Raw genomic sequence first — 24,757 nt, forward strand, 5'->3', positions numbered from 1 at the left:
TAAAACCGTAGTTTGTTAAAGAACATCAACCCTTTGCGACGTTTGTCACTCAAATTGGACGGGAATTATAATAGGTTTTTTTGCCTTTGTCAAGTGCTGGGAATTAAATTTAGCTTAAATTTTGAAAAAAAATCTTTTTTGCACTAATTTTTCTTCCCATATTCGATTTTATCGCCATTTTTATCATATAATGGATACTTTATTTCATTTTTATTCATTTTTAAAATAATTGCTTTTTCTAAATCTATATTATGAGAATAACAAATTCTTAGCAAATAAACTGCAATATCTGCAATTTCTTCTTCTAAATGCTCTTTTCTTGAGTTATCTAAATTTAAGCTTTGTTCTTCATTTAGCCATTGGAATATTTCAACTAGTTCTGACGTTTCTACACTAAGTGCCATTGCTAAATTTTTTGGATTGTGAAATTTATCCCAATCTCTTTCATTTGAGAATTTTAAAATCAATTCTTTTATCTTGTTCATGTCCATAATTATTCCTCTAATCTTTTGAATTCTTCTATTATGTCATTTATATTTTCACTTCCAACAGAAATTCTAAGTATATCTTTTGGTAATCCAATCTCAATTAATCGTTTTGAACCTTCTTCACTTTTTATATAATCATAATGTGCAAGATAAGTATAAGGCATAAGAAGTGTAAATTCTGTACCTAGACTTGGTCCCTTTGCAAAATTTAAATTATCATATATAGTTTCAAATGATTTATTAAATGTTACAGAGATAAGACCTGTATAGGAATTGTCATCTTTCATTATTTGTTTATACTCAAATTCATTTTCAGAATTTAAACAATAATATATCTTATCTATATAAGAACATTTTTTAAAGTAATCAACTAAGGTTTTTGTATTTGAACTAATTGTTTTAACTCTTTTCTCATAATCCTTTATTTCAAAAGCCATTCTTTGGATATCTTTTATATATGCTTTATCACAATGTTTAAAAAATTCTACACTCATATGAGATAATTTTGATTTTTGATTCAAAATAATTGCACCCATTAGAACATCTGCATTACCTGAAGCAAATTTTGTAAGAGACTCTACATATATATCTGCATAGTCATTTAAATTTATATTATATGGTGTTGCCAATGTAGAATCAACAACCAAGGGAATATTATATTTTTTACAAAGTGAGTTTAGTCTTTTCATATCAACACATAATAAAAGAGGATTTGTAGGAACTTCTGTGATTATTGCACTTACTTTAAATCCATTTTCTTCTAAATAAGATTCTAATAAATCTAAGTCTTTTACATCAGTAAAAACTTTTGATTGTTCATAATAATGTTTTACAATATTCATAGTATCTAAATACAACCAACCAAGTTGAACTAGAATATTTCTTCCATTTCTTCTTTGAATATTTTTTATACCTTTAACAACACCATACATTGCGTTCATACCTGAAGGGGCTAAGGTAATATTTTCTTTTGCTTGATTATAAGCTTTTGCTAAAGTTGAAACTACTAAATCAAAAGCAATTTTTTCTTTTTCTTTTTCTTCTATATGTTTTGAATTTATCAATCCAATATTATATAAATAATCTTCTGCAAGTCTAGATGATAAATTATAACCTACATGTTGTATAAACATCAAAACTCTTTGGAGTTGACAAGTACCATTTCTTACTAAAATTACACCAAAAGGCTCTGTAATCTCTATTTTATTATGTATATAATATTTATCACTTAAAATATCTACAGCTTTTTGGGAGCTTAAAAGTACCACTTCATAAGAATCACTTATTTTATATTTTTCTTTTATATATTTTGCAAGAATTCTTAAATATGGATGCATAGTAAATCTGGGATAACCAGACTTTATTTTTTCCATCGCTTCGCCAAAACCCTCTTCATAATCAATAACATCTTGGAGTTTTGGCATACTTACACTTACGGCATGAACATTATTTTGTGGTAGTGTTTCACCACATTCTATAGGCTTAAACGAACTATTTTCCATCTATTTTAAGGCTTGTTCAATATCTTCTATTAAATCTTCAACATTTTCTAATCCAATAGAGAATCTAACTGTACCATCACTTATTCCAATAGCAGCTAGTTCCTCTTTTGAAAATGATGCATGTGATATTTTTGCAGGAATTTCTACTCTAGAATCAGGACTTCCAAAAGAACATTTTTCACCAAAGATTTTTGTATTTTCAATAAATTTTTCAGCAAAATCTTTATTTATAAACTCTGCACAAAAAACTCCTGGAATATAATCCATTTGATAAGTTGCTAGTTTGTGTTGAGGGTGCGATTTTAAACCTGGATGCATAACAGCTTTTATAAAACTTTGTTTTTCTAAAAATTCAGCTATCAATATAGAGTTTTTTTGATGTTCTTTCATTCTTATTTTAAGAGTTGGTATTCCTAAGCTTATTAAAAAGACATCCATTGGATTTTGACTTCTTCCATGGGCATTTGCATAATAGTGAAGTTCATCAGCCAATTCTTTTGTTTTTGCAACAATCGCACCAGCTACTACACTTCCATGTCCTGAGATATATTTAGTAGTAGAGAAAAGAGAAAAATCAGCACCCATATCAAGTGGCCGTTGTGAAATAAAAGTTGCGAGTGAATTATCAATAGCAAAAAGAGTATTATATTTTTTTGCCAAAACAGATACCATACCTATATCAATTATTTTAAGACCAGGATTTGTGGGTGACTCACATAACACTAAATCGATTTTATTATTTTTTAGAATTTTTTCCAATTCTGGTTCACTTAAGAAATCAGCAAAATGTACTTTTATATTATATTTTCCTTGAAAAACTTTTAATAATCTAAAAGTTCCTCCGTAACAATCAGATTCTACCAAAACTTGAGAGTTTGCTTTTAAAACTGTTTCAAATAAAAGTGATACTGCACCAATTCCTGTATGTGTACATACACATCCTGCTCCATTTTCTACTTCTGTAAAAAGATTTTCTAAAGCTTCTCTTGTAGGATTATCACTTCTTGTATAATCATATATCTTTTCACCATCTTGTTTTTTTAAATCAAAAGTTCCTGTATTATATATAGGAAAGTGTGAAGCACCGTACGGATCTTGAATTGTAGCAAAATCTTGTAGATGAGAAAGTTTTGTTTCTAAGTGTTTTTTCATAATAAGCCTAATAATTTTTTGTTTATTATATCTAAGGATTTATAATCATTTGATATAAGTTAATTAATTTTTTATTATGATGTTATAAAATGAGTAGTTTTGAAGAGGAATATTTAGAGTTAAAAACTCTAAATATTCTTAATAATTATTTTGCTGTTGAACAAGCAGATACACCAGGAGGTGTAGTTGGTTGAATAGAAGCATTTTCAGCTTTTTCGCTTACATTATCAATAAATTCAATTAATGTTTCAGTTGCTTTCATATATCTTTTTGCAGAAATTGATTCAGGATGGAAATAAACGATTGGTTTTCCATTATCTCCACCTTCTCTAATAGCAGGTTCAATTGGAAGATTTCCTAAAACAGTCGTTCCATACTCTTTAGCTAAAGCCTCACAAGTACCCATACCAAAGATATCAGACTCTGTACTACATGTAGGACAAATAAATCCACTCATATTTTCTACAATCCCACCAACTGGAATATGAAGTTTCTTAAACATATCTAAACTTCTTCTTGAATCATCAAGGGCTACATGTTGTGGAGTTGTAACATTTACACCACATGTTACAGGAACGCTTTGAGCTAATGTTAATTGTGCATCACCAGTTCCTGGAGGCATATCAATAAATAAAATATCTAATTCTTCCCATAAAATATCTCTTAGAAGTTGTTGGATTGCTTTCATAATCATAGCACCTCTCCAAATAAGAGCTTGTCCCTCTTCCATAAGTGATCCCATAGACATAACATCTACACCATAAGCATGGAATGGTTTTGCTTTATTTCCGATTACTTCAACTTCTTTACCTTGTAATCCGAACATTCGAGGAATATTTGGTCCATAAATATCAGCATCTAAAATACCAACTCTTTTACCTTGCATAGCAGCAGCTACTGCTAGGTTAACAGTTGTAGTTGATTTACCAACTCCACCTTTTCCTGAAGATACCATTACAAAGTTTTTAATTTGTGGAGCAATATTTTTTCCACTTACACTATTACTTGTTTGTTTTGGAGCTTCTGGTTTTTTTACTTGTAAATCTAAATTTGTAACACCAATATTTTCTAATACTTTTTTAATATTAGTTCTTATTTCATGTTCTACTTCTTGTGCACTTGAAGTTATTTCTACAAGTATACTTACAGCATCACCATTTACTTCAACATTTTTTAAAAATCCAAACTCTACAATTGATTTTGTAAAACCTGGGTAAATTACTTTTTCTAATTCTTTTTTTATATCAGCTACATTTGCCATCAATACTTCCTTAAAATTATTATTCAATTTTTTCGCATTATAGATAAAATAGGATAATTTTTATCTTAATTGTAAATCATAGTTTTTTTACCATGATTTATAATTAATTTTACTAGATATTTCAAAGCCATCATCCTTTTCATTTAATGAAAATTCATGGCTTTGACAACTTTTTTTATTCATTATTTCGATAATTTCTTCTGCTTTTTTTAAAGCAACTTCTCTATTATAGTATTCAAATTCTTCATCAAACTTAAATCTTCTTACACAATGACAAGGTTTAAGTACTTTTACTTTCATTAATTAGCTTTATATAGCTGCTTTCATAGCTTCACCATGTTCTTCAACGATTTTTTGAGTGATTTTGTATGAACAAAATTTTGGTCCACACATTGAGCAAAATTCAGCTTCTTTAAATACATCTTGAGGAAGTGTTTCATCATGATACTCTTTAGCCCGATCTGGATCTAAACATAGTTCAAATTGTTTGTTCCAATCAAAAGCATATCTAGCATCAGACATTTCATCATCAATATCCCTTGCACCTTTTCTTCCTCTTGCGATGTCAGCACTATGAGCTGCTATTTTATATGCAATAATACCTTCTCTAACATCTTGGGCATTAGGTAAACCTAAATGCTCTTTTGGTGTAACATAACAAAGCATACTAGCTCCATGCCATCCACCAACAGCTGCACCAATTGCAGATGAAATATGATCATATCCAGCAGCAATATCAGTAGTAAGTGGTCCTAAGATATAAAAAGGAGCTTCATGACAATACTCTCTTTCTAATTTCATATTTCTCTCAATTTGATTTAAAGGCACATGCCCAGGTCCTTCAATCATAACTTGAACATCTTTTTCCCACGCTCTTTTTGTAAGCTCCCCAAGTATTTTTAATTCTGAAAGTTGTGCTTCATCAGAGGCATCAAATAGACATCCTGGTCTTAAACTATCCCCTAAAGATAAAGAAACATCATGTTTTCTACAAATATCTAAAATCTCATCAAAAGCATCATAAAAAGGATTTTCTTTGTGATAATGCATCATCCAAGCAGCCATAAGTGAACCACCTCTTGAAACTATTCCCATTTTTCTTTTTGCAACATGAGGCATAAATTGTAATAAAAATCCTGCATGAATAGTAAAATATGAAACACCTTGTAAAGCTTGTTTTTCTAAAACTTTTAACATAACTTCAATAGATAAATCTTCTATTTTATCTTTACAATCATGCAAGATTTGATAAATTGGAACTGTTCCAATAGGTACAGTAGAATGTTCAATTACTGCACTTCTAATAGAATCAAGGTCACCACCTGTACTTAAATCCATAATAGTATCAGCACCATGTTTTAAACAAACATCAACTTTTTCAACTTCCCCTGCTATATCTGAAGCTAAAGCAGAAGAACCAATATTTGCATTAATTTTACAACTTGATGCCATTCCTATTGCCATTGGTTTTAAATGTCTATGATTTACATTTGCAGGAATAATTAATCTTCCCCTTGCAATTTCACTTCTAACCAATTCTGGTTCAATTTTTTCCACTTTTGCAACATATTCCATTTCAGGTGTTATCATGCCTTTTTTTGCATAATACATCTGTGTTCTTACTTCATCATCTTTATGATTATCTAACCAATCTCTCATAAAATATTCCTATCTAAAATTTTCCCTGATTATATCAAGTTAAGTTTATAAAAACTTAATCTATTAAATTAATTTTATCACAGAAAGAAATAATTAATAAAATGTATATTTTATATGCACAAGATAATTTAATATACTACATTAAATGAAAAAAAATTGGTATAATGTATAATAATAAAAAATTTATTAACACATTTGTTAGTAATATTATAAAACTTGATATTAAAGAAAAAAGTTAAGAACCTCATATGAAATTTGATATTTGCACAATATCTAGTGCAGTATGTCACATATGGGTAAAAATATTAGATAAGGCAATAATAAGTAAAAATAATCTATTATTTTATCAACTAATAGGGAAATAAATGAAAAATGATATTATAGAAAAAATAGAATCGCTACCACCTTTACCAAATAGTGTTATTGAGTTAGAAAACTTTAGAAGACGACCAGAAAAAGAACCTGTGGAACTGCTAAAGATTATTGAGCAAGATCCACTTATTATTACAACTCTTTTAAGAGTTGCCAACTCTGCAATGTTTGGTTTTAGAAGTGAAGTAGAAACTCCAAGTCGAGCGGTAAACTTGCTTGGAATAAATTTTACTATTTCTATTGCCCTAGGTTCTGTTGTTCAAGATTTAATAAAATCAAATCTAAATGCATATAATATATCTACTGATGATTTTTTAATGGCATCAAATTTGGCATCTAATATCATAAATAATTGGGTAGGTGAAATTGACTTTGGACTAAAAGAAGACCTATTATTACCTGCGTTTTTACAAGAAACGGGTAAGTTTATTATTTCTGAAATAATTCAAGAACAAAATAAAACTGAAGAGTTTCAAGAAGCATTAAAAACAGCAGAAGGAAGCTTATCTAATATTGAAGAAGCCTTTACTGGATTTTCTTGTTCAAGAATTACTGCAAATATTTTTAAACACTGGAATTTAAGTCATAATCTTATTTTTACTATTGGATTTGTAGGTAATGTTGAACAATGCCCAGAAGAATATCAACGAAAAGTTAAAATACTTGAAGTAGTAAAAATTTTAACTGATATAAGAAATCCATTGGGCGATGAACATATTGAAAGAGCTTTACAATTAGCGACTAAATATAATCTTGAAATTGAACCTTTAGTAAATGCTATTGATAGAATCAAAGAAAAGATGAGTGAACAATAATTTTAATTAAAATTAACTAATTTCCTAACTTAAATTTTTCATAAGTAACATTAGTTATAATTTGTAACTTTTTTACACAAGGGGTATTGTTGTCTAAAGTTACTTTATTAATATTATGTGCTGGAAATTCTACTAGATTTGGACTTAATTGTAAGAAACAATGGCTAAGAGTGGGAGATATTCCACTATGGCTATTTGTTACTAAAAGAATTACTTCTTACTATAATTTTGATAATGTAGTTATTACATCTTCAAAAGATGAACTATCTTATATGAAAAATTTTTCTGATGAATACAAATTTATTTTAGGTGGAGATACAAGACAAGAGTCTATGATAAATGCTTTAAAAACAATTGATTCTGACTATGTAATGGTTACAGATGTTGCAAGAACTTGTATTCCTAAAGGTGTTATTTTAGATCTTATTTCAAATAAGGAAAAAGCTTCTTGTATTGTTCCTGTTTTAAATGTAACAGATACTGTTGTATTCAAAAATGAAACAATTAATAGAGATGAAGTAAAACTTATACAAACTCCCCAGCTTTCAAATACAAAAATTCTAAAAAAAGCTCTTGATACTGATGTTTTTTTTACAGATGACAGTTCAGCAATAAAAAATATAAATGAATCAATTTTTTATGTAAAGGGAAGTATAGAAAGTAATAAATTAACTTTTCAAGAAGATCTTAAATTAACCCCTTGTCTTAAAGGACCTTCAAATAATTTCTTTACAGGATTTGGAATAGATATTCATGCTTTTGAAGAGAATAAACAAATGGTACTTGGTGGAGTTAAAATTGATAGTAATGTGGGATTTAAAGCTCATAGTGATGGAGATGTATTAATTCATTCTGTGATTGATGCACTGTTAGGTGCATGTGGAGCAGGTGACATTGGAGAATTTTTTCCAGATACTGATAATACATATAAAAATATTGACTCAAAAGTATTGCTTGAAAAAATAGTAAACTTTATTTATAATGTTGGATATGAAATAGTAAATGTAGATTTTACAATCCTTGCACAAAAACCTAAAATAAACCCTTTTAAATTTGAAATTAAGAAGTCAATGGCACAACTATTAAATATTGATATGCAATATGTTAATGTTAAAGCAACAACTGCTGAAAAGCTTGGGTTTGTAGGAAGAAGTGAGGGTGTTACAGTCCATAGTGTTGCAACACTAAAATATTTTGATTGGAAAAATAAATGAATATATTGATAATAGAAAATGAAATTTATCTAGCACAAAAAGTTGTTTCAAGAATACTTGATGATGGTCATTCTTGCGATTTTGTTGAAATGCCAAATAATAATTTAACAAAAGATTATGACATGGTTTTATTATCAACTTCACTTCCTAGTGAAATGGTAAAAAAAACTATTCAAAAATATAAAAACTCTATTATAATCTTACTTGTTTCATATATTAGTGATGAGACTGTAACCGAGCCAATAAATGAAGGTGCAAAAGATTATATTATGAAGCCATTTATTATGGATGAATTAATTAGAAAAATTTATCACTACAAAGAGTGTAGACAGATGAAACAAGAGTTGTCTACTCTTAAAACATATGTTGAATTTCTACTTGAAGAGATAGATACAACTGGCGTTAATATATCACATTCTTTGCCAATGCTTGTGGAAACAAATTCACAAAGATGTACTGATAAATTAGCTTTTGAAATATCAAAATCTTTAAAATTACCAATTAGATTTATAGCCCTTGATAGTCCAACTTGGCAAAAAGAGTTATCAACAATTACCAACAAAGAAGTAGTTTACCTAACTGATTATCATTCATTAAAGAAAAGTGCGAAGGATAATGTTTGTATTGCAATAGAGCATAAAAACTGTATTATTAGCTCTTTAGAAAAAGAAGTTGATTTTCCTTTTCCTAAAATTGAATTTATGAGACCTGATATGTTTATGTTAAATAATAATATTATGACCATAAATGATTATGTTAAGATGATGGTTATATCATTTCAATCAAAATATCCTGATACAGAATTATCGAAAAAACTTGGAATTTCAAGGAAATCACTTTGGGAAAAAAGAAAAAAATTAGGAATTGAGAAGAAGAAATAATGAGAAAAGCCTTTTTAACTCTTTTTTACAGTGGACTATCTCCCAAAGCTCCAGGTACTGTTGGTAGTTTTGTTGCATTGATTTTGGGTCTATTTCTTCTACAATATATCCATGTATCAACACTTTTTTTACTCTCTCTTTTAATTTCAGTTATTGCTATTAAACAAATCAATATCTATGAAGAAGAAGTTGGTATGCATGATGGAAAAGAGATAGTCATAGATGAATTAGCTGGAATGTGGCTTGCTCTTTCTATCTGTGGTATTACAAATGAAAACATGGCATATCTAGCACCTTTGGCATTTTTGTTCTTTAGACTTTTTGACATTTGGAAACCATCTATTATTGGTAAAATTGATAAAAATGTAAAAGGTGGTTGGGGAGTTATGGGTGATGATTTAGTTGCTGGTCTTGCAGCTGGTATTGCTTCTGCTGGAGTGTATCAACTATTATTAAAGTTTGTTCTTTAATTAATAGTGTTTTTTATTCATCTGCACAATTTTTGCAGATAGTTCTATAATAACATTTTTATAAAATTTTGAAATACTAGTTTGTTCTTTAAAGTCTTTAATTCGAAAGGCCAATACTAATGTATTAGATTCTCCTGACTCAACAGTAGCACTTCTAGGTTCTCCTGTAAGTCTCATCATTTCACCAAATAGCGCTGGTTTATCAATGGTAGCAATTCTAACACTTGATCTTGCATCTATTTGTTTTTTTCTATTTATATAAAGTTTACCTTTTAATAAATAATATATATAATTTCTAGTAGTTTCACCCTCTTGAAATATGATTTCTTTATTTTTGTATGTTATGATTTTTACTTCTGTGATTATCTCTTCAATCTCATCTTTGCTTAAAATAGAAAAAAACGGTATTTTTTTACTTATTTTAAGTAATATTTTCATTGCATCAATTTCTTTTTTGTTAGTAACATCTGTATTATTTTCTAGAGTTTCCATTTTCATCCTTAAATATACAGTTTATTTTATTGCTTTTATTCTTCACAAAATGTGAAGAATAAAATTTACTTTATCATCTCTGCAAATTGTTTAAAGATGTACTTAGAATCATGTGGTCCAGGACTAGCTTCTGGGTGATGTTGAATTGAATAAATGTTCTTATTATTATATCTCACACCTTCAATTGTATTATCAAATAAGTTTTTATGAGTTACTTGAGCTATTTTTACAATATCATCAGGAACACTATAATTATGATTTTGTGCAGTTATTTCAACTACACCATTATTTGCAACAGGATGATTACCACCATGTTGTCCAAACTTTAATTTATATGTATCAAAACCATGTGCAATAGAAAGCATTTGGTGTCCTAAACAAATTGCAATGATAGGAATATCAGTCGCAATTAATTTTTGAACTTCTTCTTTTTCTTTTACTAAAGTAAGGGGATCACCTGGTCCATTTGACAAAAATATTCCACCAATCTCTTTTGCTTCATATCTAGCTATTAAATCATCAGCTTTAAATGATGAAGGTACAACTTCAACTTCAAGACCAGATTCAACTAACTCATTTAAAATATTTCTTTTTACACCAAAATCTATAACAACTATTTTTTTATCACTCATTACTGCTTTATTGTAAGAAAGAACTTGATGATTCCAAGCTCCATTTTTATGTATATATGGCTCTTTTGTACTAACTTCTTCTATATAATTGATATCTTCTATTCTAGGACTTGCAGCTAATTGTTTAGCTAATTCTTCTTTGTCAGAAATTTCTGTAGATGCAATCATCATCATTGCACCTTCATCTCTAATCATTTTTGTTAAATATCTTGTATCAATATCTTTAATTCCCAAAACATTGTGCTCTTTTAATAAAGAACATAAATCACTTTCACCTCTATAATTAGAGTATTCGTGATGATAATTTCTAACTATTACACCTTTACAAAAAGCTGTACTACTTTCCATATCATCTTTATTTACCCCTACATTCCCAATTTCTGGCATAGTAAAAGTAACAAATTGCCCAGCATAACTTGGATCTGTGATTATTTCTTGGTATCCAGTTAAAGATGTATTAAATACAATTTCACCAACTGTTGTACCTTTTGCACCAAAAGAATTTGCTTCTAGAAATGTCCCATTTTCTAAATATATCCATACTTTTTGCATATTACATTAACCCTCTTTTTATTAACTCTTCTTCATATAATCTATGATAAACAATATCATACTCATCTGTACCTTGTATCAATTTTCTTTTATAGTTTTTAATTTTTTCATACACTGCATCATCTGCTTTTTCAAACCCATCTAAGAACTGACTAATAGAATCAAAAATTACATTTTTTACTTTATTATCTGAAACAGTATAATGAATATAATCCTCTTCCCAAAGAAAGTCTAATAATTGATGTGAGATATCTGAATATCTATCTTCATTATTTAATATCACTCCAAACTCATTTGCAAGTCTTTTTTTAGTCATCCAAAAAAGTTGTCTATAATCAGCATTTAAGAACTCTATTTCTTCTGCTTGTTCTGCTAGTATCTCATCAACTTTTTCATCTAAATCATGCTCTTTTTCGATATCTATATCTAAAATTCTTTCCACTTCTCGTGTGATTTCTTCTTTAGTTTTTCTTACTTCTACAAATTCACAATTTACCAAATCTCTTGATATTCTTCTTGCGATATAAGGTGTATGATGTAATTTCATTTTCATAAATGTTATCCTCTAATTATAGTATCGTCTCTCTCTGGTGATGTAGAGATTATACCTACTTTTACACCAGTTAATTCTTCAATTTTATTTATATATTTTTTTGCATTCTCAGGTAAATCTTCAAATTTTCTAGCACCTGCTAATTTATCCCACCCTTCAAACTCTTCATAAATAGGTTTTACATTAATTAAATCAGATGGCATATAATCTATTCTTTTTCCATCTAAATCATAAGCAACACAGATTTTAATTCTTGGGAAACCATCTAAAACATCAAGTTTCATTAAAGACAATTGATCACAACCATTTAATCTAGCAGCATGCTTAACAGCAATAGCATCAAACCAACCACATCTTCTTCCCCGTCCTGTTGTAACACCAACTTCTTTACCAATATCAGCAATTTTTTGTCCATCTTCAGTAAAATCTTCTGAAGGGAAAGGTCCATTTCCAACCCTTGTTGTGTATGCTTTTACAATACCAGTTACAATGCCTATATCTTTTGGTGAAATTCCAAGTCCTGTACAAGCTCCTGCACTTACACAAGAAGATGAAGTTACATAAGGATAGGTTCCATGATCAATATCTAATAAAGTACCTTGAGCACCTTCTAATAATATTTTTTTGTCATTATCAATTGCATCCCAAATCATATTTGTAGTATTTGCAATAAAAGGTTCTAATTTTTCTTTATATGAAGTTAATAATTCTATTAATTCTTCTTTATTTGGAGTAGCTATTTCTAAAACATCAAAGATAGCTTTACTTTGTGCAAAATAATCAATTATTCCACTTGCTAATTTACTTGGATTTAAAAGTTCCCCTACTCTAAAACCAGTTCTACTAATTTTTTCAGCATAAGCAGGACCAATTCCTTTTCCTGTAGTTCCAATAGCTTTATCACCTTTTAGTCTCTCTTTTGCTTGGTCAATCATAGCATGATATGGAAGATTTAAATGTGCTTTATCAGAAATGAAAAGTCTTCCTTCTAAGTTTTTAAATTGTTCCATCTCTTTTATAATTGATGATGGGCACAAAACGACACCATTACCAATTATATTTATTGCTTTTGGATTTAAAACACCAGAAGGAATCAAATGTAAGGCATACCTAACTCCCTCAACCCAAATTGTATGTCCTGCGTTATGTCCACCTTGACTTCTACAAACAACATCATAATTTTGGGCAAGCATGTCAACCATCTTGCCTTTACCTTCGTCACCCCATTGGATTCCTACTATTAAATCAGCTTTACTCATCTTCCTCAATCCTCTAAAATTTTTAATAAATTATCTGTATAAAGTGCAAAACCTAGTGAACTTATTCCATCATCACTATATTTCCCACCTTTACATATTACAAAGTTATTGTGTATAACTCTAAAATAAACATCATCATAATACTTTAAACTTCCATGATATAATGGAGCAATTACTAAATTATCATACTCAATTTGAGATGCAGTATTTAAAAGTTTTTCTAAATGAATTTTTATTTCACTTGGAACTAATAATATACTTTGTTTTAAATCTTCAATACTTTTTACTCTAATTAAAGAGTTTAACCAAGGTATATCTAAATCAAATAATTGCGCTATTTCACCATTTTTAAAAAGTTCAATATCTATTTTTAACTCTTTTGCTACAAGCTTTGGAATATTGATATTTGATAACTGTAAAATAGGTTGAACATTAATACTTTTTAAAATATCTGCTGTTAAATTTAAAATATCACTTATGTTATCATGGTCTATCCATTCACATCCTATTTGATACTGCTCTTTTGATGGATAAGAAAATATAGGTTGAATATAAAACCATTTTTTGTGCTTTGTAGTTCTTCCTAATCTTTTTGTAATAATTCTTACCACATCTAAAGAAGAATCGGCTCTTAAAGATACTTGATTATTTTGAATATCTGAAAAACTAATTAATTTTTTTTCATCTTCTATTGATTGATGTTGAGAATATGAGAAATTAGGAGTAACTATCTCTTCAAAGTTATTAGAATATAGTATATCACTAATTTTACTTTCTAATTCTCTTTTTAATTTTGCAGTTTTTCCAAAATAAAGACGACTTCCTTTTGGTATCTCATGAGCATAAATCATTCATTACCTTTAAAAGTAAACATTGCAAATACTTTATTTGCCGTCCCATCAAATTCTCTAAGACCTAATTCATCCATTGCTAACTCTACTGCATTTACGGCCCAAGCAGCTTCAAAGTCTTCTACAAGTCCCATATGATTGATTCTAAAAATAGAATTTTTTATATGATCTTGACCACCTGCAATATTTACATTATATTTTGTTTTCAAAATTTTTCTAATAGCTGGTGCATTTTCTGTATAAACTGTTGTCATAGCATCAGCTGGTGTTTTTGGATATATTTCACAACCAATGGCTTTTAAAGCTTCTCTTGAAGCTTTTGCTCTTAAGGCTGTTTTCTTATATAAATCATCAAATCCACCATTACTTTTTATATGTGTTAAAATCTCTTTTAATCCAATAATTAAAGTTGTTGCTGCTGTCCAAGCTGTTGTATTCGTTTTTTGTACTTTTATCTCTGTTGCTAAATTAAAATAATACCCTTTTGAAAGAGTTTGGATTTTTTCAACAGCTGCATTGCTTAATCCAATCATTGCAAGACCAGGAGGAAGCATTAGTGCTTTTTGACTACCAGTAATTACAGCATCAAGATTTGTTGTATCAATTTTTTCTACACCAACGGCAGTAATTCCATCAGCTACAATCATAATATTTTTATTAAACTCTTTTACTTGTTTAGCTAGTTCTTCTACTGGATGCCTAAGTCCTCCAGCACTTTCACAAATTTGTATAAAAATGGCATCAATATCACTGTCATTTCTTAGTGTTTTTATTACTTCTTCAACACTAACAGGAGTATTCCATTCATTTTTTATTTCAGTATATGGTAGGTCATAAGCTTTGCAAATTTTTCCAAATCTCTCACCAAATTTACCTGAGTTAATTGTAAGAGCTTTTTTATTCACTAAATTTAAAATACAAGCTTCCATTGCACCTGTTCCGCTAGAAGCGAGCATTACAACCTCATCCATTCCGTATAATTCTAATAATAATTCTCTAGTTTGTCCAAAAATAGATTCAAACTCTGGTGTTCTATGATGAATAGTAATATCAGCCATAGCTTTTCTTACAAATTCTGGTACTGGAGTAGGACCTGGAGTCAATAACATTTATTTTCCTTAATTTTCTTTCATTTGAGTAAAACGATAGATTTTATCTAAAAATATATTATTAATTGGTTAAACACAAATTAGGAAATTTATATTAAAGTTTGTGAAAAAAACTTGACAAAGCTAATATTATTCTATACAATCTATATATAATATTACTTTTTTTGAAAAGTAATAGATAAAATTAAAGGATAAACATGTCAAAAGTATTAAAAGAAAAAAAAGTTGCTAAAATAGCAAAAAAAGTTGCTACAAAAGCTACAAAGAAAAAAGCAGATGCTAAAAAATTAGCTAAAAAAATTACTAAGAAAGTAACAAATTTAAAACTATCAAAACCAAAAAAAGCTAAAACTGCTGCTAAAAAAATCGCTAAAAAAGCCTCTTAAATAACATTTGCCTAAAGAATTTATATTTTTTAGGCAATTTTACTTGACATTTATTACTAATTAGTAGTATAATTCTCATATGGATTCAAAATGAAATAGATTTTATTTTGTAATCTTTCATAAATATGAATTATAAAATTCTTATAATGTTTTCAGAAGTTGTTGCTTTGAAAAAAGTTAAATACAAATACTACTAATTAGTAATTAAAAGGTGAAAAAATGAATATAGCAAAATTAGGACTAATCTCTATCTTAACAGCAGGTGCATTATTTGCAGGAACATATAATGTTGATGTAACTCACTCAAACCTTGGATTTAAAGTTAAACACTTAATGATTTCAAATGTGACTGGAAAATTTGATAAGTTTAATGGTTCTTTTGTTTTTGATGAAAAAGCTAATACATTGACAAGTTTAAAAGGTGCAGCTCAAGTTGCTTCTATCAATACTGAAGATGCAAAAAGAGATGGACATTTAAAATCTGCTGATTTCTTTGATGCTGCAAACCATCCAGAATTAACATTTGATTTAGAAAAAATTGAAGGTGATAAAGCATATGGGAAACTTACTATTAGAGGTATTACTAAATCTGTAGAATTTGATTATGACAATAATGGAACAGTTACTGATCCTTGGGGAAATAAAAGAGTTGGTTTAGAATTATCAGGAAAAATCAATAGAAAAGACTTTGGTCTTAACTGGAACAAAGCATTAGAAGCTGGTGGAGTTTTAGTTGGAGAAACTGTTAAAATCAATATCGAATTAGAAGGTGTTTTAGCAAAATAAAGCATCCAGATGTTACCAGGTTATTTACTTGGTAACATCTAAATAGTCGAACTTTTTAAAAGAGTTTAAAATATATAATAATATTTAAGGAATAAATTATGATATTAATATTTGTAGCAAGTTTAAATGAAAATATGAAATTAGCAAAAAATTTACAAGAACAATTAAAAAATGAAAATCTAAATAGTGAAATAATTAATTTAGTTGAATTAAATCTACCTATGTATGATACATTAAAAGAACAAAATGATGGTATCCCCACAAAGATTAATGAATTATCAGAAAAAATGAATAAGGCAGAAGGATTTATATTTATTTCACCTGAGTACAATTTTTCACTACCACCAGTATTAGTAAATACCATTGCTTGGCTTTCAAGAATAGGTGATGACTTTAGAGCACTTTTTACTCTTAAAAAAATACAATTAGCAACACATGCAGGTAGTGGTGGGCAAGATGCTTTAAATGCTATGAGAACACAATTTACAAGACTTAATGCAATTGTATTACCAAGAGAAATTCTAACAACATATACAAAAGCATTAAATCTTGAGAGTTCACAAAGAATTATTAGTCAATTTGCTAACGTAGTAAAAGGATAAATTATGTTAAAAAAACTTTTAAAGGAGAATATGGGAACATCAAATCTTGGGTGGTTGGAGAGTCGTTTCCATTTTAGTTTTGCAGAATATAGAAATCCAGATAATGTAAATTTTGGAGTTCTAAGAGTGATAAATGATGATATTATACATCCAGATAGTGGATTTGGTACTCACCCACATGCAAACATGGAAATAATCTCTTATGTTATTGATGGAGAGATTACTCACAAAGATTCTATGGGAAATGAAGAAACACTTAAAAGAGGAGAAGTCCAATATTTAAGTGCAGGAGATGGTATTTATCACAGTGAATATAATCTTAATAAAACTAAAGATTTAAGACTTTTACAAATTTGGATTATCCCACCAAAAAGCTCTTTACCAAGACTTTATGGTTCAAAAAGATATGTAAAAGAAGATAGAGAAAATAAATTATTAAATATAGTCTCTTCGCAAGAAGGAGATGCAGAAATTAAGATTCATCAAGATGTTAATTTTTATGTAAGTGAATTAGAAAAAGATAAAACACTTGAGTACAAAATCGATAAAAATAGACAAGTTTATTTTGTACAAATAGAAGGTACTTTAACGATTAATGGAATTGAATTAAATTATGGTGATGCTATGGAAATCACTAAAGAAAATGAAATTATTATAAATGCTATTTCAAATTCACATTTCTTATTTATAGAGATGAAAGAGGCCTAGGCTTTATTGATTAAAAATTAAAGGAAGAAAAATGGTAAAAACTTATGGAGAGAGAACAGATAAATCTATGAGAACAGTTGTTAGATTAGAAAAAGCATCACTTAAAATAACTAATAAAACGCTTTCATACTTATCTCAACATGGACTAACTTTTAATCAATTTAAAGTTTTAGAAGTACTATACCACAGAGGTGATTTAAATATAAGCTCAATAACAAAACTTACTATGAGTACTCCTGGAAATATAACTGTCGTAGTAAAAAATTTAAAAAGAGATGAATGGATTACTTCAATAAAAGATCCAAATGATAATAGAGCCTCAATTTTAACAATTACACAAAAAGGTAAAGAAATTATAGAGAAAGTATTTCCGGAACATTCAAAAAATTTATATAAATATATGGAAGTACTAAGTGACGAAGAATTAGATACTTTATACAGATTAGTTAATAAAGTTTACAAAGCAAATTAAAGGAAAAAAATGCTCCCAAGTTTATATATATCACATGGTAGTCCAGCTTTATGTATAATGGAAAACAGTACTACTTCATTTTTAAAAAATTTATCATCAAATTTTGATGAACCTAAATTTATCTTAGTTGTTTCAGCCCATTGGTTTACAAAAGATTTGAAAATATTATATGAAGAGAGTCCTCATACTATACATGATTTTTATAATTTTCCAAAAGAATTATACCAGTTAAAATATGAAGCAAAAAGTGACTTAAATAAATGTGATGAAATAATAAATTTAATTGAAAACTCTGGAATAGAAATAGAAAAAGATACTTCAAGAGGTGGCTTTGATCATGGAGTATGGTCACCTTTAAGTTTAATATATCCAAAAGCAGATATTCCAATTATTCAATTATCTTTACCTTTAAACTTTGATTGTAAAAAACTTTTTGAATTGGGAATAATTTTAAATAAATTAAGAGAAGATACTCTAATCATTGGAAGTGGTGCTATGACGCATAATCTCATGGACTTAAATTGGGAGAATGAACATGCAAAACCTATTTCTTATGCAAAAGAATTTAGAGATTGGGTTGTAGATAATATTCAAAAAGGTAGTGTCAGTTCTTTATTAAATTATGAAAAAGAAGCTCCAAATTTACAAAAGAATCATCCCTCAAAAGAGCATTTTTTACCTTTATTTGTAACTTTTGGTGCCTCAAATAATCATATTGGAGAATCTTTACACGATATTTATATGTATGGAAATCAATCTATGGATACAATAATATTTAAGAAATAATCGATTAATAATAGTATTGTAGACTTTCATTGTTGGTTTTTAGAATAACAAGTTTTAGGTTTTTATTCAGTATAAAAAAGGAGTACATATGATTCAATTATCAATTATCCCTATAGAAAATGGCCCTTTAAAAATTAAAAATTTAAGCAATGAAAATCTAAAAAATATACTATTTTATGACTATTTACCCATTACATTAAAAACAAGCACCTTTATTTGCAGATGTGGGAAATCTAAAAACCAACCTTTTTGTGATGGAACTCACCTAAAAGAAAATTTCAGTTCAAAAAAGAAATTAAAAGAAGAGATTATTCAAGTTTATAATTCAAAAGATGTAACTGTAACTTTTAATCGCTCTATTTGTGCTGGTAGTGCACAATGTGTTAATGAATTTCCCTCTATTTATAGCGCAGAAAGCTCACAAGACTGGATTAACTTAGATACAGAAACAACCCAAGAGATAATCAAGTCAATTGAAGCCTGTCCTTCTAGTGCCTTATCCTATTCAATAGAAAATAAACAAATTATGCAAGATTATGAAAAAGAAAATATCAATATACTAAAAAATGGTCCAATTACTGTAGTTGGAGCAGTCGATTTAAGAATTGAACATTGGTCATCATTTGCCAATAAAACTAAATTTACCCTATGCCGTTGTGGAGCATCAGAAAATAAACCATTTTGTGATTATTCCCATGCTTCACTAAAAGATGACTCATGTACTTTTTAATATAAAAAAAGGTAAACCCAAAAGAGCTTACCTTAAAAAGAAAAAACTAAAAGCTTAGATAAACTCTACGCCTTTTTCACCTTCAGCAATTTCTCCAATAACATATCCATCAGTATTAGCTAAAATGGCATCCACATTTGCAGGATTTACAACTAAAACCATACCAACACCCATATTAAATGTTCTATACATCTCTTCTACTTCAACATGTTTAGACATAAATTCAAAAATTGGTAATACTTTAATCTTACTTCTATCAACCACCGCTTTAAAATTATCTGGTAAAACTCTTGGTAAATTTTCAGTAATACCACCACCAGTGATATGGGCTAAAGCATTTATATTCTCTTTGTTTGCTTTGAACTCTTTTACATATATTCTAGTTGGCTCTAATAATACATCTTTTAATACTTTCCCTTGGAAATCATCATCTAAAGACATTCCAAGTTTTTCAAGTAGTAATTTTCTTACAAGCGAAAAACCATTTGAGTGAACTCCTGAAGATGGAAGTGCAATTAATGTATCCCCAATAGAGATTTTATCTATTCTATTTAACTCATCTTTTTCAGCAATCCCCACACAAAAACCAGCTAAATCAAAATCACCCTCTTTGTACATACCTGGCATCTCAGCAGTTTCCCCACCTACAAGTGCACATTCACTTCTAATACACCCTTCAGCTATACCTTTTACAACTTGTGTTGCTTCTTCAACTTCTAATTTTGCAGTTGCATAATAATCTAAGAAAAATAGTGGCTCACCAAAATTGCATAATAAATCATTTGTACACATAGCAACTAAATCAATACCAACTGTGTCAAATTTTTTAGAATCAATTGCTAATTTTAATTTTGTTCCAACACCATCAGTTCCTGAAAGTAATACTGGTTTTTTGTAACCACTTGGTAACTCAAAGGCACCTGCAAAAGAACCTATTCCCCCAAGTACTCCAGGGATCATTGTTGATTTAACATATGGTTTAATATTTTCAACAAATTGATTTCCTGCGTCTATATCTACACCAGCATCTTTGTAACTAACTGTGCTCATTCTTCACCTTTTTTTTTATTTTTACAATTAAAGTAATTATCTTTTATTAATTTAAAAAATTTTCGCTATTATAACGAAAATTTAATAAAATAAAAGGACTAATAATGTCAAGTGTTGAAAACAAAAACTTTGCTTTTAATGAAATGATCGTTCATGTTCCCCTGTGTACGCACAAAGAACCTGAAAATATTTTAGTTATAGGAAACTGTGACGAAGAGTTAAAACAAGAAGTTGCAAAACATAAATTAAATGTAGAATATGGGGATATTTCTTTATTAAACTCTAAAAATGAAAAAAATATTGATGTAATAATTTTAACTGATATAAATATTGATGAAATAGTTTTAGCAAATATTCAAAAAATTTTAAAAGATGATGGTTTAATTTCTTATAAAACAGAAAGTTATTCTAAAGATCCAGCTAAATTAAAAAGCGATTTAACAATTGCAGGATCTAATTTTTGGATTTGTATGCCATATAGTTTTGGACATACAACTTGTGTATTAGCATCTAAAAAATATCATCCAACAGCTGATATTATTTTACAAAGATCTGATTTACTTGTGGACTTAAACTACTATTCTACAGAGATTCAACATGCATCTTTTGTATTTCCAACTCATATTCAAAAAGAACTAACAGGTATTGCAAAGCGATAAGCTTTGCAATACAAAACTCACTTTCCTTTTAAATTAATCAATTTTATAGTAAAATCTAATAATGAATAACGAAACATTTAAATATGCTGTGGCATTAACAGGTGGAATAGCCACAGGTAAAAGTACAGTTTGTAGTCTTTTTAAGCTACATGGCTTTTTAACAATTGATGCAGACAAAATAGCACATAAACTTTTAGACAGACATAGTAATAAAATAGCTTCAATGTTTGGGCAAGAGTATGTAGAAGATGGAAAGGTACTTAGAAAAAAACTAGGACATATTATCTTTTCAAATCAAAAAAATAAGGAAAAATTGGAAAGTTTTATTCATCCTTTAATAAAAGAAGAGATAGAAAATGAGGCTTTAATCTTTGAAAAACAAGGGAAACCATATCTTATAGATATTCCTTTATTTTATGAAAAAATGAATTATCCTATTAAAAAATCTTTAGTGGTTTATACCCCAAAAGAGATACAAATAGAAAGATTGATGAAAAGGGATAATATAAGCAAAGAAGAAGCAAAATTAAAAATTTCAAATCAAATGGATATAGAAGAAAAAAAGAAATTAGCAGATTTAGTAATTGATAATTCAACAAATTTAAAAAACCTTCAAAAAGAAGTTGAACGAGTTATAGGAGAACTTATATGACATATACAAAATACAGCGCCAGTGGAAATGACTTTGTGATTTTTCATACACTAATAAAAAAAGACTATTCCCAAGATGCTATAAATCTATGTAATAGAACTGAAGGTATTGGTGCAGATGGATTAATTGTTATTGTGCCAAGTGAAACAGCTGATTTTGAATGGCTTTTTTATAATAGTGATGGTAGCGATGCTGCTATGTGTGGAAATGGTACAAGAGCAGTAGCACACTATGCTTATAATAATGGTTTAGCTCCTTCAAATATGAAGTTTTTGACAGAAGCTGGATTTATACAATCAATTGTTGATGGAAATATTGTGGAAACACAAATGACTAAACCAATTGTAATAAAAGAAGAGTTTGAACAAGAGGGTTTAACTTGGTATTTAATCGATACGGGCGTTCCTCATTTAGTAACAATCGTTAATGATTTGGATAAATATGACCATGACTTATGCGCAAAAATGAGATATGAACATAATGCAAATGTAAACTTTGCAAAAATTGAAGATGAGAAAATATTTGTTAGAACCTATGAAAGAGGTGTTGAAGGCGAAACCTTAGCATGTGGAACAGGAATGGTTGCATGTTTTCTAAGGGCAAATGCTTTAGGATTGGTAGATAGCAAATCTTTTATTTATCCAAAAAGTAAAGAGGAATTAACAGTAAGTATAAGAGATGGCGAACTCTTTTTTAAAGGTGCAGTAAAAAAAGTTTTTGTAACAGAGATATAAGAAATAAAATGAAAAAAATCTTATTCTTACTTTCAACTCTCTTTCTAATCAATAGTTATGCTGAAACTACTGGTTTCCCAGATGAATATTATGAGATGAGAGCAACTACTAAAAAGCAAGACTATTTTTTCGACTACTTATATCCATACATTGAACATGCTAACAAAAAGATATTAAAAAATAGAGAATTTATCTTAAAAATGAGATTAGATAAACATTTTGCTAGAAGAAGTGAAAATGTAAAAAGACTTACTTTAATAGCTAAAAGATATAGAGTAGATAGTATTTATGATTATAAAAAACTTTTACTTAGAGTAAATATTGTACCACCCTCTTTAGCTTTAGCTCAAGCTGCTGTTGAAAGTGGCTGGGGAACAAGTAGATTTGTTAGAGAAGGGAATAATCTATTTGGGCATTGGACGTATGGTAAAAATGGAGAAAAAGGAATGGTTCCTCTAAATAGAGATGCAAATGCTACACATATGGTAAGAATATTTGAATCTTTTGAAAAATCTATTTCTTCTTATATGTTAAATTTAAATAGAACAAATGCCTACACTTCATTTAGAATGTTGCGTTCACATTTTCAGAAAATGGAAAAAGATCTATCTGGTTTAGTTTTAAGTCAAACCTTAATAAATTATTCTCAAATAAAAGAAAGATACTTAAGAATATTAAAAATTGTTATACAAAGTAATAACCTAAAAAGATATGATGAAAAATTTTACAAAAACTTAAAAAAGGAAAAAAATGAAATTTGGGACTCCCTTAAAATCTAATTCAATTAAAATAATGTTACTTGGAAGTGGTGAACTTGGTAAAGAAGTTATAATTGAAACTCAAAGATTAGGTATTGAAACTATTGCCGTTGATAGTTATAACAATGCTCCTGCACAACTTGTTGCTAATAAAGCTTATACAATCAATATGAAAAATAAAAATGAAATATTAGATGTAATTAGAAGAGAAAAGCCTGATTATATTTTACCAGAAGTTGAAGCAATCAATATTGATGCTTTATTTACTGCTGAAAAAGAAGGATTTCATGTAATCCCAAATGCCGAAGCTGTAAATAAAACAATGAATAGAAAAAACATACGAGAATTTGCAGCGGAAGAGTTAGAAATACCTACAAGTAAATATAAGTTTGTAAAAAGTTTTGATGAGCTAAAAAGTGCAGCAGAATATATTGGTTTTCCTTGTGTTATTAAGCCAGTAATGAGTAGTTCAGGACATGGGCAAAGTATTGCTAAAAGTGTTAAAGAATTAGAAAAATCATGGGAAATTGCAAAAGAAGCTAGAGGTGATGCTAGTGAATTAATTGTAGAAGAGTTTATCAAATTTGATTATGAGATTACACTTTTAACAGTAAGAAATGAAAAACAAACTATTTTTTGTGCCCCAATTGGACATATTCAAAAAGATGGTGACTATATCTTTTCATGGCAACCAATGAAGATGAGTGAGAAAGCAATAAAAAAATCAGAAGAAATAGCTAAAAAAATTACTGATGGTTTAGGTGGTAGAGGTATTTTTGGAGTTGAGCTTTTTGTAAAAGGTGATGAAGTTTACTTTTCAGAAGTAAGCCCAAGACCACATGATACGGGAATGGTAACTATGATTACCCAATCTCAAAGTGAATTTGCACTTCATGTAAGAGCAGTACTTGGATTGCCTTTAAACTATATTCAATATGGAGCTGGAGCAAGTGCTGCATATAAAGCTGTTGCAGATACTTTTAATCCTATTATTGATATAAAAGATGAAGCATTTAGTGATAATTCATATGTTAGAGTTTTTGGAAAACCACAATCTCATGTGGGAAGAAGAATGGCTGTAGCACTTACTTTTGATAAAGATTCAAGTGATAAAGCCCTTAAAAATGCAAAAGAGATTATAAAAAACTTCTCTGATTGCTAAAAGACTCTCT

29 protein-coding genes are annotated in these 24,757 nt (G+C 28.6%); 16 read left to right on the forward strand and 13 right to left on the reverse strand.

The features are described 5' to 3' along the window. Positions 1 to 143: 143 nt before the first annotated feature. From CRU95_RS13505 to thiC, 6 genes are all read right to left on the reverse strand, one after another. On the reverse strand, positions 144 to 491 hold the full coding sequence (locus CRU95_RS13505; protein ID WP_129101645.1) for a nucleotide pyrophosphohydrolase: 348 nt from the start codon (positions 489 to 491) through the stop codon (positions 144 to 146). A 2-nt stretch (positions 492 to 493) separates the two neighbouring features. Next, positions 494 to 1,990, reverse strand: coding sequence for a PLP-dependent transferase (locus CRU95_RS13510; RefSeq protein ID WP_129101646.1), 1,497 nt, complete (start codon positions 1,988 to 1,990; stop codon positions 494 to 496). Continuing rightward, on the reverse strand, positions 1,991 to 3,142 hold the full coding sequence (locus tag CRU95_RS13515; protein ID WP_129101647.1) for a PLP-dependent aspartate aminotransferase family protein: 1,152 nt from the start codon (positions 3,140 to 3,142) through the stop codon (positions 1,991 to 1,993). A gap of 145 nt (positions 3,143 to 3,287) precedes the next feature. After that, positions 3,288 to 4,403: an Mrp/NBP35 family ATP-binding protein gene (locus CRU95_RS13520; protein WP_129101648.1), complete on the reverse strand. Its 1,116-nt coding sequence runs from the start codon at positions 4,401 to 4,403 to the stop codon at positions 3,288 to 3,290. 87 nt (positions 4,404 to 4,490) lie between these two features. Continuing rightward, positions 4,491 to 4,703 carry a hypothetical protein gene (locus CRU95_RS13525; protein WP_129101649.1) on the reverse strand — a complete coding sequence of 71 codons (213 nt, stop codon included), beginning with the start codon at positions 4,701 to 4,703 and terminating at the stop codon, positions 4,491 to 4,493. Positions 4,704 to 4,712: 9 nt separating this feature from the next. Beyond that, complete coding sequence (gene thiC / locus CRU95_RS13530; protein ID WP_129101650.1) at positions 4,713 to 6,062, reverse strand: phosphomethylpyrimidine synthase ThiC; 1,350 nt, start codon at positions 6,060 to 6,062, stop codon at positions 4,713 to 4,715. A gap of 365 nt (positions 6,063 to 6,427) precedes the next feature. Here thiC and CRU95_RS13535 point away from each other — a divergent pair, with 365 nt between their 5' ends. From CRU95_RS13535 to CRU95_RS13550, 4 genes are all read left to right on the forward strand, one after another. Continuing rightward, positions 6,428 to 7,249, forward strand: a complete 822-nt coding sequence (locus tag CRU95_RS13535; protein ID WP_129101651.1) for an HDOD domain-containing protein — start codon at positions 6,428 to 6,430, stop codon at positions 7,247 to 7,249. Positions 7,250 to 7,338: 89 nt separating this feature from the next. Then, positions 7,339 to 8,463 carry a bifunctional 2-C-methyl-D-erythritol 4-phosphate cytidylyltransferase/2-C-methyl-D-erythritol 2,4-cyclodiphosphate synthase gene (locus tag CRU95_RS13540; RefSeq protein ID WP_129101652.1) on the forward strand — a complete coding sequence of 375 codons (1,125 nt, stop codon included), beginning with the start codon at positions 7,339 to 7,341 and terminating at the stop codon, positions 8,461 to 8,463. Continuing rightward, positions 8,460 to 9,344, forward strand: a complete 885-nt coding sequence (locus CRU95_RS13545) for a response regulator (RefSeq protein WP_129101653.1) — start codon at positions 8,460 to 8,462, stop codon at positions 9,342 to 9,344. Before CRU95_RS13540 ends, CRU95_RS13545 begins: the two co-directional genes overlap by 4 nt. Further along, positions 9,344 to 9,814 (forward strand): phosphatidylglycerophosphatase A, encoded by a 471-nt coding sequence (locus tag CRU95_RS13550; RefSeq protein ID WP_129101654.1) that lies wholly within the window; start codon positions 9,344 to 9,346, stop codon positions 9,812 to 9,814. Before CRU95_RS13545 ends, CRU95_RS13550 begins: the two co-directional genes overlap by 1 nt. Here CRU95_RS13550 and CRU95_RS13555 read toward each other — a convergent pair whose 3' ends face one another. The 6 genes from CRU95_RS13555 to CRU95_RS13580 form a co-directional block, all read right to left on the reverse strand. Beyond that, a complete protein-coding gene (locus tag CRU95_RS13555) occupies positions 9,815 to 10,306 on the reverse strand; it encodes a Crp/Fnr family transcriptional regulator (protein ID WP_164969792.1) in 492 nt (163 codons plus the stop codon). Positions 10,307 to 10,371: 65 nt separating this feature from the next. After that, positions 10,372 to 11,490, reverse strand: a complete 1,119-nt coding sequence (gene carA / locus CRU95_RS13560; protein WP_129101656.1) for a glutamine-hydrolyzing carbamoyl-phosphate synthase small subunit — start codon at positions 11,488 to 11,490, stop codon at positions 10,372 to 10,374. Between the two features lies 1 nt (position 11,491). Then, the gene (locus CRU95_RS13565) at positions 11,492 to 12,043 is read right to left on the reverse strand and encodes a DUF507 family protein (protein ID WP_129101657.1); all 552 of its coding nucleotides are present in this window, start codon (positions 12,041 to 12,043) and stop codon (positions 11,492 to 11,494) included. Between the two features lie 5 nt (positions 12,044 to 12,048). Next, the gene (locus CRU95_RS13570) at positions 12,049 to 13,302 is read right to left on the reverse strand and encodes an adenylosuccinate synthase (protein ID WP_129101658.1); all 1,254 of its coding nucleotides are present in this window, start codon (positions 13,300 to 13,302) and stop codon (positions 12,049 to 12,051) included. 5 nt (positions 13,303 to 13,307) lie between these two features. Then, positions 13,308 to 14,153 (reverse strand): ATP phosphoribosyltransferase regulatory subunit, encoded by an 846-nt coding sequence (locus CRU95_RS13575; RefSeq protein ID WP_129101659.1) that lies wholly within the window; start codon positions 14,151 to 14,153, stop codon positions 13,308 to 13,310. After that, positions 14,150 to 15,262, reverse strand: a complete 1,113-nt coding sequence (locus tag CRU95_RS13580; protein WP_129101660.1) for an alanine--glyoxylate aminotransferase family protein — start codon at positions 15,260 to 15,262, stop codon at positions 14,150 to 14,152. Before CRU95_RS13580 ends, CRU95_RS13575 begins: the two co-directional genes overlap by 4 nt. 197 nt (positions 15,263 to 15,459) lie before the next feature. Between CRU95_RS13580 and CRU95_RS13585 the strand changes: the two genes are divergently transcribed. From CRU95_RS13585 to CRU95_RS13615, 7 genes are all read left to right on the forward strand, one after another. Beyond that, positions 15,460 to 15,648 carry a hypothetical protein gene (locus tag CRU95_RS13585; protein WP_129101661.1) on the forward strand — a complete coding sequence of 63 codons (189 nt, stop codon included), beginning with the start codon at positions 15,460 to 15,462 and terminating at the stop codon, positions 15,646 to 15,648. 219 nt (positions 15,649 to 15,867) lie between these two features. Beyond that, the gene (locus CRU95_RS13590) at positions 15,868 to 16,434 is read left to right on the forward strand and encodes a YceI family protein (protein ID WP_129101662.1); all 567 of its coding nucleotides are present in this window, start codon (positions 15,868 to 15,870) and stop codon (positions 16,432 to 16,434) included. 98 nt (positions 16,435 to 16,532) lie between these two features. Then, positions 16,533 to 17,036 carry an NADPH-dependent FMN reductase gene (locus CRU95_RS13595; RefSeq protein ID WP_129101663.1) on the forward strand — a complete coding sequence of 168 codons (504 nt, stop codon included), beginning with the start codon at positions 16,533 to 16,535 and terminating at the stop codon, positions 17,034 to 17,036. A gap of 3 nt (positions 17,037 to 17,039) precedes the next feature. After that, positions 17,040 to 17,744 (forward strand): pirin family protein, encoded by a 705-nt coding sequence (locus tag CRU95_RS13600; RefSeq protein WP_129101664.1) that lies wholly within the window; start codon positions 17,040 to 17,042, stop codon positions 17,742 to 17,744. A 31-nt stretch (positions 17,745 to 17,775) separates the two neighbouring features. Beyond that, positions 17,776 to 18,216, forward strand: coding sequence for a MarR family winged helix-turn-helix transcriptional regulator (locus CRU95_RS13605; protein ID WP_129101665.1), 441 nt, complete (start codon positions 17,776 to 17,778; stop codon positions 18,214 to 18,216). A gap of 9 nt (positions 18,217 to 18,225) precedes the next feature. Beyond that, positions 18,226 to 19,002: a class III extradiol ring-cleavage dioxygenase gene (locus tag CRU95_RS13610; protein WP_129101666.1), complete on the forward strand. Its 777-nt coding sequence runs from the start codon at positions 18,226 to 18,228 to the stop codon at positions 19,000 to 19,002. 88 nt (positions 19,003 to 19,090) lie between these two features. Next, positions 19,091 to 19,732 carry a CDGSH iron-sulfur domain-containing protein gene (locus CRU95_RS13615; RefSeq protein WP_129101667.1) on the forward strand — a complete coding sequence of 214 codons (642 nt, stop codon included), beginning with the start codon at positions 19,091 to 19,093 and terminating at the stop codon, positions 19,730 to 19,732. Positions 19,733 to 19,786: 54 nt separating this feature from the next. Here the strand turns inward: CRU95_RS13615 and purM are convergent, their stop codons facing one another. Next, positions 19,787 to 20,782, reverse strand: a complete 996-nt coding sequence (gene purM / locus CRU95_RS13620; protein ID WP_129101668.1) for a phosphoribosylformylglycinamidine cyclo-ligase — start codon at positions 20,780 to 20,782, stop codon at positions 19,787 to 19,789. Between the two features lie 104 nt (positions 20,783 to 20,886). Here purM and CRU95_RS13625 point away from each other — a divergent pair, with 104 nt between their 5' ends. From CRU95_RS13625 to purT, 5 genes are all read left to right on the forward strand, one after another. Then, a complete protein-coding gene (locus CRU95_RS13625; protein WP_129101669.1) occupies positions 20,887 to 21,441 on the forward strand; it encodes a spermidine synthase in 555 nt (184 codons plus the stop codon). Between the two features lie 61 nt (positions 21,442 to 21,502). Continuing rightward, positions 21,503 to 22,093, forward strand: a complete 591-nt coding sequence (gene coaE, locus CRU95_RS13630) for a dephospho-CoA kinase (RefSeq protein ID WP_129101670.1) — start codon at positions 21,503 to 21,505, stop codon at positions 22,091 to 22,093. Then, positions 22,090 to 22,827: a diaminopimelate epimerase gene (dapF, locus tag CRU95_RS13635; protein ID WP_129101671.1), complete on the forward strand. Its 738-nt coding sequence runs from the start codon at positions 22,090 to 22,092 to the stop codon at positions 22,825 to 22,827. Before coaE ends, dapF begins: the two co-directional genes overlap by 4 nt. An 8-nt stretch (positions 22,828 to 22,835) precedes the next feature. Further along, positions 22,836 to 23,606 carry a glucosaminidase domain-containing protein gene (locus tag CRU95_RS13640; protein ID WP_129101672.1) on the forward strand — a complete coding sequence of 257 codons (771 nt, stop codon included), beginning with the start codon at positions 22,836 to 22,838 and terminating at the stop codon, positions 23,604 to 23,606. Next, positions 23,578 to 24,747, forward strand: coding sequence for a formate-dependent phosphoribosylglycinamide formyltransferase (purT, locus tag CRU95_RS13645; protein WP_129101673.1), 1,170 nt, complete (start codon positions 23,578 to 23,580; stop codon positions 24,745 to 24,747). The genes CRU95_RS13640 and purT overlap by 29 nt, the downstream gene beginning before the upstream one ends. Positions 24,748 to 24,757: the final 10 nt, after the last annotated feature.

Origin of the sequence: Arcobacter sp. F2176 (assembly GCF_004116465.1) — a bacterium.
In the GTDB taxonomy this organism is placed as follows: Bacteria; Campylobacterota; Campylobacteria; order Campylobacterales; family Arcobacteraceae; genus Arcobacter; species Arcobacter siniprincipis.

Excerpts from the sequence above, each read along its gene's own strand:
- CRU95_RS13510 (WP_129101646.1), bottom strand. The coding sequence starts at position 1,990 with ATGGAAAATAGTTCGTTTAAGCCTATAGAATGTGGTGAAACACTACCA.
- CRU95_RS13625 (WP_129101669.1), top strand. The coding sequence starts at position 20,887 with ATGTCAAGTGTTGAAAACAAAAACTTTGCTTTTAATGAAATGATCGTT.
- CRU95_RS13590 (WP_129101662.1), top strand. The coding sequence starts at position 15,868 with ATGAATATAGCAAAATTAGGACTAATCTCTATCTTAACAGCAGGTGCA.
- CRU95_RS13600 (WP_129101664.1), top strand. The coding sequence starts at position 17,040 with ATGTTAAAAAAACTTTTAAAGGAGAATATGGGAACATCAAATCTTGGG.
- CRU95_RS13520 (WP_129101648.1), bottom strand. The coding sequence starts at position 4,403 with ATGGCAAATGTAGCTGATATAAAAAAAGAATTAGAAAAAGTAATTTAC.
- dapF (WP_129101671.1), top strand. The coding sequence starts at position 22,090 with ATGACATATACAAAATACAGCGCCAGTGGAAATGACTTTGTGATTTTT.
- CRU95_RS13595 (WP_129101663.1), top strand. The coding sequence starts at position 16,533 with ATGATATTAATATTTGTAGCAAGTTTAAATGAAAATATGAAATTAGCA.
- coaE (WP_129101670.1), top strand. The coding sequence starts at position 21,503 with ATGAATAACGAAACATTTAAATATGCTGTGGCATTAACAGGTGGAATA.
- CRU95_RS13505 (WP_129101645.1), bottom strand. The coding sequence starts at position 491 with ATGGACATGAACAAGATAAAAGAATTGATTTTAAAATTCTCAAATGAA.
- thiC (WP_129101650.1), bottom strand. The coding sequence starts at position 6,062 with ATGAGAGATTGGTTAGATAATCATAAAGATGATGAAGTAAGAACACAG.
- purM (WP_129101668.1), bottom strand. The coding sequence starts at position 20,782 with ATGAGCACAGTTAGTTACAAAGATGCTGGTGTAGATATAGACGCAGGA.
- CRU95_RS13610 (WP_129101666.1), top strand. The coding sequence starts at position 18,226 with ATGCTCCCAAGTTTATATATATCACATGGTAGTCCAGCTTTATGTATA.
- CRU95_RS13565 (WP_129101657.1), bottom strand. The coding sequence starts at position 12,043 with ATGAAAATGAAATTACATCATACACCTTATATCGCAAGAAGAATATCA.
- CRU95_RS13615 (WP_129101667.1), top strand. The coding sequence starts at position 19,091 with ATGATTCAATTATCAATTATCCCTATAGAAAATGGCCCTTTAAAAATT.
- CRU95_RS13555 (WP_164969792.1), bottom strand. The coding sequence starts at position 10,306 with ATGGAAACTCTAGAAAATAATACAGATGTTACTAACAAAAAAGAAATT.
- CRU95_RS13525 (WP_129101649.1), bottom strand. The coding sequence starts at position 4,703 with ATGAAAGTAAAAGTACTTAAACCTTGTCATTGTGTAAGAAGATTTAAG.
- CRU95_RS13550 (WP_129101654.1), top strand. The coding sequence starts at position 9,344 with ATGAGAAAAGCCTTTTTAACTCTTTTTTACAGTGGACTATCTCCCAAA.
- CRU95_RS13535 (WP_129101651.1), top strand. The coding sequence starts at position 6,428 with ATGAAAAATGATATTATAGAAAAAATAGAATCGCTACCACCTTTACCA.
- CRU95_RS13575 (WP_129101659.1), bottom strand. The coding sequence starts at position 14,153 with ATGATTTATGCTCATGAGATACCAAAAGGAAGTCGTCTTTATTTTGGA.
- CRU95_RS13580 (WP_129101660.1), bottom strand. The coding sequence starts at position 15,262 with ATGTTATTGACTCCAGGTCCTACTCCAGTACCAGAATTTGTAAGAAAA.
- CRU95_RS13515 (WP_129101647.1), bottom strand. The coding sequence starts at position 3,142 with ATGAAAAAACACTTAGAAACAAAACTTTCTCATCTACAAGATTTTGCT.
- purT (WP_129101673.1), top strand. The coding sequence starts at position 23,578 with ATGAAATTTGGGACTCCCTTAAAATCTAATTCAATTAAAATAATGTTA.
- CRU95_RS13605 (WP_129101665.1), top strand. The coding sequence starts at position 17,776 with ATGGTAAAAACTTATGGAGAGAGAACAGATAAATCTATGAGAACAGTT.
- CRU95_RS13585 (WP_129101661.1), top strand. The coding sequence starts at position 15,460 with ATGTCAAAAGTATTAAAAGAAAAAAAAGTTGCTAAAATAGCAAAAAAA.
- CRU95_RS13640 (WP_129101672.1), top strand. The coding sequence starts at position 22,836 with ATGAAAAAAATCTTATTCTTACTTTCAACTCTCTTTCTAATCAATAGT.
- CRU95_RS13570 (WP_129101658.1), bottom strand. The coding sequence starts at position 13,302 with ATGAGTAAAGCTGATTTAATAGTAGGAATCCAATGGGGTGACGAAGGT.
- CRU95_RS13545 (WP_129101653.1), top strand. The coding sequence starts at position 8,460 with ATGAATATATTGATAATAGAAAATGAAATTTATCTAGCACAAAAAGTT.
- carA (WP_129101656.1), bottom strand. The coding sequence starts at position 11,490 with ATGCAAAAAGTATGGATATATTTAGAAAATGGGACATTTCTAGAAGCA.